Here is a 14,687-nt window from a genome sequence, read left to right on the forward strand (position 1 = left end):
ATCTCCATTCTCCTGTATGTTCATAAAGGTCTTAACGACCGATTACATTTTTAATTTTTCTGATTATTAAAAAAGTTATAACCTGGAGGCCGAAGTAATGAAAAAAAATCTGTCCCCACGTAAGTTTTTATTTATCATCATTATTTGTTCGACATTTGGTGGGCTTTTGTTTGGTTATGATACAGGCGTCATTAATGGGGCACTCCCATATATGTCTAAAGAAAGTCAGCTTAATTTAACCCCCTTTCTTGAAGGGTTAGTTACGAGCTCCCTTTTATTCGGAGCCGCTATTGGAGCGATTGTTGGAGGTAGATTCTCTGACGGGATCGGTCGGAAGAAAACAATTATATTCCTAGCAGTACTTTTCTTTATTGCCACGTTAGGGGTTTCTTTTACGCCAACTGTAACATTGATGATCATCTTTAGATTCTTGCTTGGACTTGCAGTTGGGGGAGCATCCGTGACTGTGCCGACCTACTTAGCGGAAATGGCTCCATCCGAAAGTCGGGGGCGCATGGTAACACAAAACGAATTGATGATTGTGACGGGGCAGTTGCTTGCCTTTACCATCAATGCGATTCTAGGAAACACAATGGAAGGGAACGACAGCGTCTGGAGAATTATGCTATTAATTGCAGCTGTTCCTGCTGTAGTTTTATTCTTCGGTATGCTTCCACTTCCGGAAAGTCCACGATGGCTAATGAAAAATGAGAAAAAAGATCAAGCCATGGGCGTGTTGCACAAAATCCGCGAAAATTCGAACATACGTGGTGAATATAACCAAATTGATGCCACAGTTATTTTGGAAGAACAGTTAGATAAAGCAACATACAAGGATTTAACCGTTCCATGGGTTCGACATATCTTGTTCTTAGGTATAGGGATTGCGATTGTTCAGCAAATTACAGGGGTTAACTCCATTATGTACTATGGAACAGAGATTTTAAGAGATGCCGGTTTTAGTACAAATGCGGCATTAACAGCAAATATTTCTAATGGGGTAATATCCGTTCTTGCTACATTTGTGGGGATTTGGCTGTTAGGAAAGGTCGGGCGCAAGCCGATGCTCCTCGTTGGCCAATTCGGAACATTAACAGCATTACTCTTGATTGGTATTTCGTCTTTAGTTCTGGAAGGGACAACCGTTTTGCCATACGTCGTTATTTCTTTAACTGTTATGTTCTTAGGTTTTCAGCAAGGTGCAATTTCTCCTGTTACCTGGCTGATGCTTGCAGAGATTTTTCCACTTCGACTCCGTGGACTGGGAATGGGTGTCTCTGTATTCTGTCTATGGATGGTTAACTTCGGGATCAGCTTTGTCTTCCCTATTCTGCTTGCTGGGATCGGGTTGTCTTTCACATTCTTTATATTTGCAGCTCTTGGAGTATTAGCAATCGCGTTTGTTATCAAGTTCTTGCCTGAAACGAAAGGCAAAACATTAGAAGAAATAGAATCAAATTTCAAGAAACGAGAAAATCAAAAAGAAAATGTAATGACAAAAGCTTTATAAACTTAGAGGAGGATTGTTATGACAGTCAATATAGGGGTTATTGGAACAGGTGCGATTGGAAGGGAGCATATCAATCGAATTGAGAACATTTTATCAGGCGGTAAAGTTAAAGCGGTTACAGATGTGAATCAAAAGTCTGCCTATAAAGCCGTAAAAGACTATAACTTGGATGCTACTGTCTATCCTGATGATGTAGCTCTTGTAGGAGATCCGAATATTAATGCCGTTTTTGTGACAAGCTGGGGACCTGCTCATGAACAAAGTGTTCTTCTAGCTATTGAAGTAGGGAAATATGTCTTCTGCGAGAAGCCTTTAGCAACAACAGCTGAAGGGTGTATGAGAATAGTCAAAGCGGAACAAAAGCAAGGGAAACGTCTTGTCCAAGTTGGGTTTATGCGCCGTTACGATGAAGGATATGTGCAGCTAAAGGAAGCCCTTGACAACAACGAAATCGGCGATCCGTTGATGATCCATTGTTCACACAGAAACCCAGGTGTTGATGAAAATTACAAAACGAATATGGCAGTAACAGAAACATTGATCCATGAAATTGATGCCCTGCACGGGCTTATCGATGACAATTATAAGTCTGTAAGGGTAGACTTCCCTAAAAAAACGAAACATTCCCATGCCGAATTACAGGACCCACAGGTATTCACACTTAAAACGCAAGGAGGAGTACTGATTAATGCAGAAGTCTTTGTCAACTGTAAATACGGTTATGATATCCAGTGTGAAGTCATGGGAGAAGAAGGCATCGCTAAACTGCCAGAAGTAGCTAGTGTAGTTGTTCGTAAAGAATCCAAGCTGAGCTCAAACATCCTAGATGATTGGAAAATAAGATTTATGAATGCTTACAACAAAGAGCTACAAAATTTCCTTGATTCATTGGAGAAAAATGTTGAACCGCAAGGACCTACATCTTGGGATGGATACATCGCAGCCGTCACTGCTGATGCTTGCCTGCAAGCCCAGGAAACTGGAAAAGAAGTAGCTATTAAACTCCTGGATACACCTGATTTTTATAAAAATGAAACGGCTGTCCGAAAATTAAACTTTATCAAATAAATTCTTATTCTAAATTAGGGTGGATTTATAACTAGATCCATCCATGTACACTGACTTACCAATTCCAAAAACAGTAGTATCTAACCTTAATAAACTTTCAAAATTTCATATTCGAAAACTTGCTGGATATGCAGCAGAAAACGGTTAAATCCAAATAGCTAAAAAAGGAGATGTTTACATTGCGTTTAGCATATGATCCGTCACATTATCGTGATAATACAAATTTAAAGGATACGATCGATACAGTTGCTAGATTAGGGTATGAATATGTAGAGTTATCGCCGCGTAAAGATTTTATTTGGTTTTATGAATATCCAAAGGTTGATAAGCATCTGATCAAAGATCTAAAAAGATATTGTTCAGATGCTGGTGTCAAAATCTCGTCTGTACTTCCTGTTCAACAATGGTCATCACCCAATGAAGAAGAACGCCAAGCGGCAATGAGAAACTGGAAACGTTCTATTGAAATTACTTCTGAATTAGGAGTAGATTTAATGAACAGCGAATTTTCAGGTGACAAAAGCCGTCCGGTTGAAAGTGAAGCTGCTTTTGTGAAATCAATGGATGAGCTTATGCCACTTTTTGAAAAAGAGGGGATTAAACTTAATTTACAATCCCATCCTCATGATTTTATTGAGTTGAATACAGAAGCTATTAAAATGATTCGGGCACTAGATAAAGAGTGGATTAAGTTGGTCTATTCTGTTCCACATGCTTTCTTTTATGATGATGGAATTGGTGATGTAGAACAACACTTGGAAGAAGCGGGAGATTTACTTGATCATATTCTAATAGCGGATACGCTTAATCATAAAGCAGCATTTGGATTACGGTATATTGTGAATCCACCTAATGCAAACGTAACGGTTCACCAGCATTTAAACCCTGGTGAAGGGGAAATAAACTTTGAAGCACTCTATCGGAAATTAAGGGAAATGGAGTTTAATGGAATTGTAACGAATTCAGTATTCGCATACCCTGATAAACCGGAATGGTCCAATGAAGTAACACTTAAATCTATTAAAGAGGGATTAAATATTTAATAGGTTAATTAGTCATTATCAAGAGCAATCGCGTCAGATAGGTACATCTATGTGACGCAGCTCTTCTAACGGTTAAGGAGGAATAGAGGATGAAGTTGTGTTTTAATCAGGCGACAACGCTTGAAAACTCAAACCTTGAGAAAGACTTAAATTATTGCGATAAGCACGGTTATGATTATATTGAAATACGTTCGATGGATAAACTTCCTGAATATCTGGAGTCCCATTCCTTGGAGGATTTAAAAGCTTTCTTTCAGAACCATCATATTAAGCCGTTAGCCTTAAATGCTTTGGTCTTTTTTAATAATCGTGAAAATGAAGAAGAAGTTTTAAATGAATTTAAACAATTGGTGGAAACAGGAAGTGAACTAGGTGTTCAATATGTCGTCGCTGTTCCCCTTGTAACAAAAAAGAAAATTTTGCTGAAGGAAATTGATGATAGTGCCGTAAAAATGCTGAGAGAATTCTCAAACATTGCGGAACCTTATGGCATCAAGGTTGCTTTGGAGTTTGTCGGCCACCCAGAGTGCACGATTAATACATTTGAGCAGGCTTACGATATTGTGCAAAAGGTGGATCGTGAAAATGTAGGATTAGTCTTTGATTGCTTCCATTTTCATGCCATGGGTTCAAGCTATGAAGCTCTGAAAGAAGCGGATGGAAAGAAAATTTTCATTCTCCATATTGATGATACAGAAGATTTTCCCATTGGTTTATTAAGAGATGAAGACCGTGTCTGGCCTGGAGAGGGTGCGATTGATTTAGATGGTCTTTTATCTACCTTGAAAGAGATTGGTTATGAAAATGGAGTCGTATCTGTAGAGTTGTTCAGACCTGAATATTACGAAATGGATGCAGAAGAAGTCATTAAAAAGGCTAAGGATACAACACTTAATGTAGTATCCAAGCACTACAATACTCAACCAATATAAATAAGAGGATTGATACCTATGAATACGAAGGAAAACGTGTTGACCCCGCTGGTATCTATGAAGGACATGCTGTTAAAAGCAAAACTGGAAAATTATGCTGTTGGGCAATTTAATATTAATCATCTGGAATCCATACAAGCATTTCTAGCTGCAGGTGAGGAAGAGGAATCTCCATTAATATTGGGAGCATCTGATCGATTAATTGATTATCTCGGTGGATTTCGGACAGTAGTCTCTATGGTGGAATGCCTTGTAGAAGAGATGTCTATTTCTGTGCCGGTCGCCTTGCATCTCGATCATGGCAAGAGCGTTGAACGGTGTAAAGCTGCTGTGGATGCCGGTTTCACTTCCGTTATGATCGACGGCTCACAATATTTCATTGAGGAAAACATACAAATGACAAAAGAAGTAGTGGATTACGCTCATTCTAAAGGGGTTTCAGTAGAGGCTGAAGTTGGATCAGTCGGCGGAACGGAAGATGGCGTGGTCGGCGGTGTGAAATATGCCAATCCTGATGAATGCTTGAAGCTTGTTGAGGAAACCAATGTGGATGCATTGGCAGCAGCTCTCGGATCTGTACATGGCCCTTACCAGGGGGAGCCGAAGTTAAATTTTGAAGAGATGAAACAGATCTCTGAAATGACCCAAGTACCGCTTGTTCTCCACGGAGGATCTGGTATTCCCATTTATCAATTACAAAAAGCGATCAAGCTTGGACACGCTAAGATAAATGTTAACACTGAGTGTATTCAAGCATGGACAAATGCTGTGAGAAAAGTTCTGAATGAAAATGCGGATGTCTATGAACCTAGAAACATTCATACGCCGGCTAAAGAGGCGATGAAAGAAATGGCTAAAAGTAAGATGAGAGAGTTCATGAGCAGTAAGAAGGCATAAAGAGGAGGGGGCCAATTATTGGTCGCCCTTTTCAAACGAACATAAATCCTTCTGTAAGAAAGGGGAAAATGTAAATGGCTGAAAAAACTAAAATTGGACAAACAGACTTATATGTAAACCCATTGGACTTGGTACAAACGCAGTCGGTGGACATAACTTGTATCCTAACCTTGATGAACAGCAAGGAGTGGATATGGTCAAAGAAGCTTTTGAAAATGGTGTAGATTTTCTTGATACCGCTTATATATATGGACCTGGATATTCTGAAGAGTTAGTAGGAAAGGCTATTAAAGAAATGGGCAGTCGCAGTGAAGTTATCTTAGCTACGAAAGGTGCTCAAAAGTTCGTCAATGGTGAGGAGGTATTGGATAACTCCCCTGCCTTTCTTAAACAATCAGTGGAAGATAGTTTGAAGCGTTTGCAGACTGATTACATCGATTTGTACTACATTCACTTTCCAGATGAAAACACCCCGAAAAGTGAATCTGTAGGAGCTCTCAAGGAACTAAAAGACGAAGGTAAAATACGTTCCATCGGTGTCTCCAATATGAGTCTCAATCAGCTGAAAGAAGCCAATCAGGATGGGTATGTAGATGTATTTCAAGGATTATACAATTTGTTCCAGAGAGATTCGGAAAAAGACTTCTTCCCTTACACCCTTGAAAATAAAATTTCGTTTGTGCCGTTTTTTCCATTAGCGTCAGGTCTCCTTGCTGGGAAGTACGATAAACATACGACGTTCCCGGAATCTGATTTGCGCTCAAGCATGCCTCATTTTCAAGGAGAGGCGTTCATTCAAAACTTGAAAAAAGTAGAACAGTTGCGAACGATCGCTAACCAGAAAGGTGTCGAAGTCCCTCATTTAGTACTTGCCTGGTACCTAGCACATGAGGCCATCGATGTTATTATCCCAGGAGCAAAAAGTGGAAAACAAGTAAAAAGTAATTTAAAAACGCTCGAAGTGGATTTAAGTAAACAAGAATTCGATCAGATAGACAAACTATTTGCCTAGCTTCTAATAGAAGTTGAGGGGGATTGTCTTTCCTTGTGTATATTTGCATTGGAGAGATCTCTATGAAGCGATGGCTTTCTGACCGCTGTTTATTCTATATTCCTTAGTTTTAGCTTTGTACTTGGTAAATGTGTTCCTGGATATCTTCTACCTTGAATGGACAGTAGGGGTTTTAGCTGTACCAACGCTTTTGCTTTCATTTTTTTTTGCAACTCGTTTGTTTAGAGTCTTGGGAGGTCTATTTCTAACTGCTGGAAGTTTTATGTTTATTTCAGCTGGCCTCCCAGTTCACAATTTTCCTTTGTACCTTTTATCTAATTTGAATCTCCTTGCTTTTTTAAGCATGCTTCCATGGATCAATAGTACTGCCTATATTGGACGTTATGAGAAGAGTATCAAAAGACTTATGAAAGTGAATGTTCGTCATCTCGGTGATCTGTACCCTAAAAGTGTATTTACGAGTGGAACATTAATGACGTTCTTAAATTTGTCAGCTGTAAATTTATCTCAAGGGATAATGATAGATTCATTAAAGGCAGTAAAAAAAAGAATTCGTGATCGGTTTATTGCGAGGTCCACGATACGAGCTTATGCATTGACAATGATATGGAGTCCGATGGAAATTATGGTTGGTATCGTTGTTGATGCTACGGGGGTCAGTTATTTGAGCTACCTTCCTTGGCTGTTGCTGGTAGCGGTCACAGTTTTAATCTTTGACTTGCAGCTGGAAAAGCGTTCATTTCGATCCATACCATATAGGGGGCACGGAATAGCGGATAAGTGTCAGGCTAAGAAAGAAATCTATCTGAAAATGTTCAAATTATTGATGGTTTTAGGGTTGTTTTTAGCTGTGGTGATGATAACAAGCAAATGGTTTCAACTTAGTTTTATACTTGCTGTCACATTGGCCATTTTTCCATTTTCTTTCGTTTGGGCGCTCTTCATGAAAAAAGTTTTTCTTTTCTTAAGGATTGGATATAAAACCTGGCGACAGAAAACAAACTCTTTACAGAACTTTGTCGTGCTCTTTATTTCTTTATCTCTTTTTTCAAAGAGTCTTAATCAAACTGAAGCCCTTACATGGATTCAATATCCGTTTATTACATTTAAAGAATACCCAGTGATTATTCTTGGTTTAATTTTATTTACGTACATAGGGCTGGGGCTTTTGGGGGTTCACCCGGTTGCCACGGTTGGTGTATTGCTTGAAATCTTGGGGCCGTTCTTTGAAGTCTTCAACCCTATAGGAATCGGAGTAATGTTGATTGTAGGGGCTTTGGCGACGGCGAGCTCTGGTACCTATGGTGTTGTGGTTACAATGACTTCCATAAATACTCAGCAAAACCCATATGCCATTACTGTCACTAACTTACCCTTTACATTGATTTTCGGATCTATTGGAATAGCGGCTGCCTTTTTTCTGTTATGAGTAAGTTTAGAGAAATATGCGTGATCAACAGCCTTTCCAGACAAATAATGAGTAATTTTAGGTTAATTTTTGATTATATTTTGTAACTTTCTGTTGCAATTTTGCTCAGAGTATTATATTGTAAGATTAAGATATTTAAACGCTTTCAAATCGAAAAAGCCAAAGAAGAGTCTACTATTCTTAAGAGTTAAGAAATGGAGGGGATCACGTGTATAAATTGGATTTTAAAGAAGATCGACCCTTAGATCTTATTGGAATTGGAAGACTTTGCATTGATTTAAATGCAGACCAGTTTAATCGTCCAATGGAAGAAACAAAATCTTTCACAAAGTATGTAGGAGGTTCCCCGGCCAATATTACCATTGGTGCTGCAAGACTTGGGCTTAAACCAGGATTTATAGGTAAGGTTTCAGATGATCAAATGGGCCGTTTCATTGTGGATTATTTAAAAGGGGACAATATTGATACAACAAACATAGTTGTTGATCATACAGGAGCCGTTACAGGCTTAGCTTTCACTGAAATTAAGAGTCCAGAGGACTGCAGTATCTTAATGTATCGGGATAACGTAGCAGATCTAAAGCTGAATACAGATGATGTTTCAGAGGATTATGTTAAAAATGCAAAGGCCTTGCATATCTCTGGGACGGCACTTGCGGCAAGTCCATCGAGAGAAGCTGTATTCTTAGCACTGGAATATGCCAGGAAACACGAGGTAGTGGTTATTTTTGATATTGACTACCGTCCGTACACTTGGAACAACGATAAAGAAACAGCCACGTATTATAACCTGGCTGCGGAAAAATGTGATGTCATTATTGGCACAAGAGAAGAGTTCGACATGATGGAACAATTCGAAAAAGAGAAGAAAACAGATGAAGAGACTGCTTCAAAGTGGTTTAGTCATAACGCTGAAATAGTAGTGATTAAGCACGGATCAAAAGGTTCCTTCGCTTATACAAAGGATGGTAAATCACATACGAGCGGTATATTTAAAACAAAAGTGTTGAAAACCTTTGGTGCCGGTGACTCCTATGCATCTGCTTTTATTTATGGTCTATTCAATCAGTGGGATTTAACAAAGGCGATGGAATATGGGAGTGCTTCAGCTGCTATCGTCATTTCAAGACACAGTTGTTCAGACGCAATGCCGACAACTAATGAAATTGATGATTTTATGGCAAAAGCTGAAAGACAGGAGATTTCCTGATTTTCCTGGAGTGGAAAGAATCTTATTTAAAAACCATCATTATTTAAGGAGGAAAATTAAATGAGTAATGTAACAACTGAAGTGAAAACACTAAAAAACTATATTGGCGGCGAATGGGTTGTGGCGAAAAGCGACCAAACAGAAGAGGTTTATAACCCTGCCACTGGAGAAGTCATTGCTAGAGTACCAATTTCCTCAAAAGAAGATGTAGATTATGCAGTTAACGTTGCTAAGGTAGCTTTCCAAGATTGGAAAGAAGTTCCGGTTCCGAAAAGAGCACGTATCTTATTCAAGTATCAGCAGCTTCTTGTTGAACACTGGGACGAGCTAGCGGAATTGATTACTATTGAAAACGGTAAAAACTTAAAAGAAGCAAAAGGTGAAGTTCAACGGGGAATTGAAAATGTTGAGTTTGCGACAGGTGCCCCGACTCTTATGATGGGCGACCAGTTGCCATCAATTGCGATAGGTCTTGAATCGGGTATGCACCGCTATCCAATCGGCGTTATTGGGGGAATCACACCATTTAACTTCCCGATGATGGTTCCTTGCTGGATGTTCCCAATGGCAATTGCCACTGGAAACACTTTCGTCATGAAGCCGTCTGAGCGTACACCACTCTTGGCCAATCGTTTAGCTGAGCTTTTAGAAGAAGCAGGACTGCCAAAAGGCGTATTTAATATCGTTCATGGAGCCCACGATGTTGTAAACGGTCTTCTTGACCATAAGAAGGTTGCTGCGATTTCCTTTGTTGGATCTCAACCAGTAGCGGAATATGTATATAAACGTGGTACAGAGAACTTGAAACGTGTGCAAGCTCTTGCTGGAGCGAAAAACCATTCAATCGTTTTAAATGATGCTAACTTAGAAAATGCTTCTACTCAAATTCTTAATGCAGCATTTGGTTCAGCTGGAGAACGCTGCATGGCTGCCTCTGTGGTTGCCGTTGAAGACTCTGTAGCTGATGAGTTTATTGAAAAGCTTAAGAAGAAAGCTGATGAGGTCAAAATCGGAAACGGCCTTGATGATGACGTATTCTTGGGACCAGTTATTCGTGACCAGCATAAAGAACGTACGCTCGGCTATATTGAAAAGGGTGAACAAGAAGGTGCCAAGCTTATCAGAGATGGTCGTCAAGATAAGACCTCTCAAGAAAAAGGTTATTTTGTCGGACCAACAATCTTCGATAATGTAACAACAGAAATGAAGATCTGGCAAGATGAAATCTTTGCACCTGTTCTTTCGATAGTGCGTGTTAAGAATTTAGATGAAGCTGTAGAAGTCACGAATGAATCTCCATTTGCCAACGGAGCTTGTATTTTCACTAGAGATGGAGGCAGTGTCCGCCAGTTCCGGGAAACGATTGATGCAGGGATGCTTGGGGTCAATATTGGAGTCCCAGCACCGATGGCATTCTTCCCGTTCTCTGGTTGGAAAAACTCTTTCTATGGAGACTTGCATGCCAATGGCAAGGATGGTGTAGAATTCTACACTCGTAAAAAAGTTATGACCACTCGCTGGGTATAAAATAGAACGAAGAGGAAAAGGGAGACTGCTTCCTTTTCCTTTATATATTGTAAAACGATTTTTCTCTATATAATGAACGGGAGGTAGAGAGGATGTTTAAAGATAATGCTGTTAAACTTGGAATTTGCCCCATAGGGTGGACAAACGATGATCTGCCAGAACTGGGCAAACACAATACATTCGAACAGTGTATAAGTGAAATGGCTCTCGCCGGTTTCCGAGGCACAGAAGTGGGAAATAAATATCCAAGGGATACCAGTGTATTAAAAAAAGCTCTTAGGTTAAGAGAGATAGAAATAGCCAGTGCTTGGTTTAGTTCATACTTAACTACAAAACCATATAAGGAAACCGAGAAGGCATTTATCGATCATCGCGACTTTCTTTATGAAATGGGCGCTAAAGTAATTGTCGTCTCAGAACAAGGGCATAGCATTCAAAAAGAAAATGTACCTTTATTTGAAGATAAGCCTCATTTTAGTAAAGAGGATTGGAATCTTTTAGTTGATGGCTTACATCGTTTAGGTGACCTTGCTCATAGTAAGGGGATGGAAATTGTATTCCACCACCATATGGGGACAGGGGTTCAAACGAAAAAAGAAATTGATAAGTTAATGGAAATGACTGATGAGGACAAGGTGTCTCTTCTTTTTGATACAGGTCATCTCTCTCTATCTGGGGAGGACCCGTTAGATGTCCTGAAGTTGCATTTCCCTAGGATAAAACATGTGCATTTAAAAGATGTACGAGCCCATATTGCTGAACAGATTCGACAAGAAAAACTGACATTTCTTGAAGGTGTCAAAAAAGGAATATTTACGGTTCCAGGGGATGGTGATATAGACTTCTGCCCAATATTTGAAACATTAGCCCACCTTGATTATAGAGGCTGGATGTTAGTGGAAGCTGAACAAGACCCATCTTTAGCTAATCCTTTAGAACAAGCTATTATAGCTCGAAATTATATCCGTGAAAAAGCGAGGATTTAGTGTTAATTTTGGAAGACCAGAATTACACTCTCCAAAAACAGACATTGGCATTCCGAGCTGGCCATACAGAGTATTAAAATTACTAGAGTGCAGCCTTCGTTTATGCCTGGCTTTTGCCTGGATATTATTCATTAAAATTAATATCTTCTCTAACTAATACCATAAAGTTGGAACACCGATCATAACAGGGTATTCACTCTTATCTTTGCGAATTTGTTTAACTCAAGGATGGGCGGCATGATGTAACGCTACCCAAACAACCTTATAGCTACAAGGTCTAAAAGGTCACAGGTTATCCTGTGACCTCTTTTACGTTCGTTAGAGTGACATAAAAACCTACGCTAGTTTTTTAATCATAAATGGAGTCAAAGTGTTTTATTTCTATATTTTCAAAAGTTGCGGGACCGCCTTCAGAATAAAGTGTTATTTTCTTATCCTCTAGTGGAGGGAACACCTGATTGGAGTGTACCACTTTACCGTCATCGATAAATACCTCAACACTTGTTTTATCTACAAGGATCTTTAAGTGTACTTTCTTTTGACTTGCATCAAAAGGTGCAATACTTTCTATATACTTACCACTTTCATCAGGCTGGTCTGTTGATTTTCGATTGACATAAGAATACTGGAATTGATTATTTAGATGATGGGAGTTAAGCGGAAAAGGAGGGCTAAGTTCTCATCCATAATTTTTAGTGATCTATCAGGAGAGAAGGAGGCACTGGCTCTTATAGTTCAATAAACTACGATAGAGGCGCAATCACTAAAGAGGCTCCTTTAAGAGGATCCTCTTTTTGTGAGAGTGGAGAATTAACTATTCTCGTAGTTTTAAACTTCTACTATATGTACGTTCACATGATAACGCTTCATTTCCTCTTCGAAATGGTCCGGTACTTGATCGTCTACGATACAAAAGTCGATATCGGATAGATCAGCAACTTTAGCAAAATTCACCTTACCGATTTTACTATGATCAGTCAATAGGATGGTTTGCCTGGAGTTTGTGATCATCATACGCTTAATACGAGCTTCGGTAAGGTTAGGTGTGGTAATGATACCTTCTTTAAGGTCCAAACCATTCGTACCGATAAATGCTTTATCAATTCGAATCATATTGAGGGATTGTTCTGCAAAAGGTCCGACTAATGCAGATGTTTCTCTTCGTAAATTACCGCCTAGCAGCATCACATCCAAGCCAGGAATATCTGCTAGCTCCTGCATGATAATGATTGAGTTAGTCACAATGGAAAGGTTGGAAAAGGTTTTTAACTCTTTTACAAGTTCATAAGTTGTAGTTCCTGAATCAAGAAGGATGGCATCGCCTGGGTTAATGAACTCTACCGCTTTTTTAGCGATGGCTTGCTTTTCTGCGATATAATCTTTTTTTCTATCTCCGATTGATGCCTCATAACTGACCGGCTGTAAGAGGATGGCACCGCCATGTGTCCTTTTAATATTATTTGTTTCCTCAAGCTCTTTAAGATCCCTTCGAATCGTAGATTCTGAAACATTAAATTGCTGACTTAAATCATGGACGGACGCCCGAGACATATGGCGTAAGTATTCAAGAATTTGCGCTTTACGCTCTTCCATAAACATGAACAGCGATTCTCCCTTCGAAAACGTTTTCTTTTTATCATTATAGACTAATCTCGATGTCTTAAAGTAAAAAGATGATTGCGCGATTACTGATTTTTGTAGTTTCGATTATGCTCGTTTGTCTTCATTTGGCTAAAAATAATCATAAGTAATCAAATCCATTCAAACTGTTTGATGAAAAAATCATGGAAAAGAGCATTGAGCGGTGATTTATAAGGAGGTTCATTATATTTTAAATTTTTAGAAAACTTATTGACAATCACTAAATACGCATATATTATCATTAATAAGCATAAACAATCACCACCAATCTTGGAATTTATTACACATATAACAAAATCATTCCTTTAATCAGAGGAATGAAATATGTGTAACGGTGATCAGAAAGGAGGGAGATGTTCGTTAATTTGTAAGCGTATTCATCGGTTTCTTGAAATAATCCATGGAGGGGGAAGTAATAAAAAATGCAAATCAAACAAAAGAAGTTCGGCCTAATTTTAATGGGAATTCTGCTTCTATTCATGTCTGCATGTGGGAATAACGAAACTTCTGGGCAAGAAAATGAAAGCGCTAGCAACAATAAAGGAGATCTTAAGATTGGCTTGACGCTCAACAATCTGGCAAACCCGTTTTTCGTGTCGATGAGTCAAGCTGCTGGAGAATATGCGGAAGAATTAGGAGCTGAAATTATCATCCAAGCGGCTGATGCAGATTTAGCTAAGCAAACCTCTCAAATAGAGGACTTCATTACGCAAGGGGTAGATCTTATTTTATTGAATGCTGTTGATTCTGAGGGAATCGCCGGGGCTGTTGCTCAAGCAGATGCAGCCGGAATCCCCGTCATTAGTGTTGATGTCGGGGCTGGTGGAGGGATTGAAGGTACTGTTACATCCGATAACTACCAGGCAGGAGTTCTGGCGGCTGAATATATGATTGAAGATCTTGGTGGAAAGGGGAATGTCGTTGTAATTGACGGACCTCCTGTTACCGCTGTAAAAGATCGGATTGCAGGGTTTGAAGATACGATTGAAGGAACTGATATTAAAGTTATCGCTAAGCAAAATGGTGAAGGGAATCGTGAAAAAGGATTACAGGTGATGGAGAGCATTCTGCAAGCGAATGAGCCAGGAACCATTGATGCTGTTTTTGCCAACAACGACCCTGTAGCCATTGGGGCTGAGATTGCTCAGCAGCAGGCCGGCCGACAGGATGAGTTTTACATCGTTGGTGTCGATGGTTCTCCTGATGTCATTAAAGCGATGAAGAAAGAGGGAAGTTCGATTGCAGGAACATCAGCCCAGAATCCGGGTGAAATGGTCAAAAAAGCAATAGATGTTGGGATCCAAGTATTGGATGGTGAATCTATCGAAGAAGTGATCAAAATCCCAGTAGATTTAGTGACCCAAGACAACTTAGATTCCTATAAAGGCTGGTAATCTTTATCTCGAACGTACGGTCCTTGGTTTCAACAAGG

General features: G+C 39.4%; 11 protein-coding genes and 2 pseudogenes. 11 read left to right on the plus strand and 2 right to left on the minus strand.

Annotated elements, in window-relative coordinates; genetic code table 11:
- Positions 1 to 97: 97 nt before the first annotated feature.
- The 10 genes and pseudogenes from ACJROX_RS01925 to iolE all read left to right on the plus strand — a co-directional run bounded on the left by ACJROX_RS01925 (position 98) and on the right by iolE (position 11,614).
- Positions 98 to 1,510: a sugar porter family MFS transporter gene (locus ACJROX_RS01925; protein WP_408009104.1), complete on the plus strand. Its 1,413-nt coding sequence runs from the start codon at positions 98 to 100 to the stop codon at positions 1,508 to 1,510.
- 18 nt (positions 1,511 to 1,528) lie between these two features.
- The gene (locus ACJROX_RS01930) at positions 1,529 to 2,578 is read left to right on the plus strand and encodes a Gfo/Idh/MocA family protein (RefSeq protein ID WP_408009105.1); all 1,050 of its coding nucleotides are present in this window, start codon (positions 1,529 to 1,531) and stop codon (positions 2,576 to 2,578) included.
- A 179-nt stretch (positions 2,579 to 2,757) separates the two neighbouring features.
- On the plus strand, positions 2,758 to 3,621 hold the full coding sequence (locus ACJROX_RS01935; RefSeq protein ID WP_408009106.1) for a sugar phosphate isomerase/epimerase family protein: 864 nt from the start codon (positions 2,758 to 2,760) through the stop codon (positions 3,619 to 3,621).
- Positions 3,622 to 3,710: 89 nt separating this feature from the next.
- Complete coding sequence (gene iolI, locus ACJROX_RS01940; RefSeq protein WP_408009107.1) at positions 3,711 to 4,553, plus strand: 2-keto-myo-inositol isomerase; 843 nt, start codon at positions 3,711 to 3,713, stop codon at positions 4,551 to 4,553.
- An 18-nt stretch (positions 4,554 to 4,571) separates the two neighbouring features.
- A complete protein-coding gene (gene fba / locus ACJROX_RS01945; protein ID WP_408009108.1) occupies positions 4,572 to 5,450 on the plus strand; it encodes a class II fructose-1,6-bisphosphate aldolase in 879 nt (292 codons plus the stop codon).
- Between the two features lie 74 nt (positions 5,451 to 5,524).
- Positions 5,525 to 6,462 (plus strand): annotated as a pseudogene (locus ACJROX_RS01950) (aldo/keto reductase).
- A gap of 406 nt (positions 6,463 to 6,868) precedes the next feature.
- Complete coding sequence (locus ACJROX_RS01955; protein ID WP_408009109.1) at positions 6,869 to 7,891, plus strand: hypothetical protein; 1,023 nt, start codon at positions 6,869 to 6,871, stop codon at positions 7,889 to 7,891.
- A gap of 208 nt (positions 7,892 to 8,099) precedes the next feature.
- Positions 8,100 to 9,101: a 5-dehydro-2-deoxygluconokinase gene (iolC, locus tag ACJROX_RS01960; RefSeq protein ID WP_408009110.1), complete on the plus strand. Its 1,002-nt coding sequence runs from the start codon at positions 8,100 to 8,102 to the stop codon at positions 9,099 to 9,101.
- 60 nt (positions 9,102 to 9,161) lie between these two features.
- Positions 9,162 to 10,628 (plus strand): CoA-acylating methylmalonate-semialdehyde dehydrogenase, encoded by a 1,467-nt coding sequence (locus tag ACJROX_RS01965; protein ID WP_408009111.1) that lies wholly within the window; start codon positions 9,162 to 9,164, stop codon positions 10,626 to 10,628.
- A gap of 92 nt (positions 10,629 to 10,720) precedes the next feature.
- Positions 10,721 to 11,614, plus strand: coding sequence for a myo-inosose-2 dehydratase (gene iolE / locus ACJROX_RS01970; protein WP_408009112.1), 894 nt, complete (start codon positions 10,721 to 10,723; stop codon positions 11,612 to 11,614).
- A gap of 349 nt (positions 11,615 to 11,963) precedes the next feature.
- Here iolE and ACJROX_RS01975 read toward each other — a convergent pair.
- Together ACJROX_RS01975 and ACJROX_RS01980 are read right to left on the minus strand one after the other, a co-directional pair.
- Positions 11,964 to 12,239, minus strand: a pseudogene (locus ACJROX_RS01975) (GH32 C-terminal domain-containing protein); the annotation flags it as partial.
- A 203-nt stretch (positions 12,240 to 12,442) separates the two neighbouring features.
- Positions 12,443 to 13,207 carry a DeoR/GlpR family DNA-binding transcription regulator gene (locus ACJROX_RS01980; RefSeq protein WP_408009113.1) on the minus strand — a complete coding sequence of 255 codons (765 nt, stop codon included), beginning with the start codon at positions 13,205 to 13,207 and terminating at the stop codon, positions 12,443 to 12,445.
- Positions 13,208 to 13,677: 470 nt separating this feature from the next.
- Here ACJROX_RS01980 and ACJROX_RS01985 point away from each other — a divergent pair, with 470 nt between their 5' ends.
- A complete protein-coding gene (locus ACJROX_RS01985) occupies positions 13,678 to 14,649 on the plus strand; it encodes a substrate-binding domain-containing protein (RefSeq protein WP_408009114.1) in 972 nt (323 codons plus the stop codon).
- Positions 14,650 to 14,687: the final 38 nt, after the last annotated feature.

This window comes from Pseudalkalibacillus sp. A8 (assembly GCF_045920555.1).
GTDB lineage: Bacteria > Bacillota > Bacilli > Bacillales > Fictibacillaceae > Pseudalkalibacillus.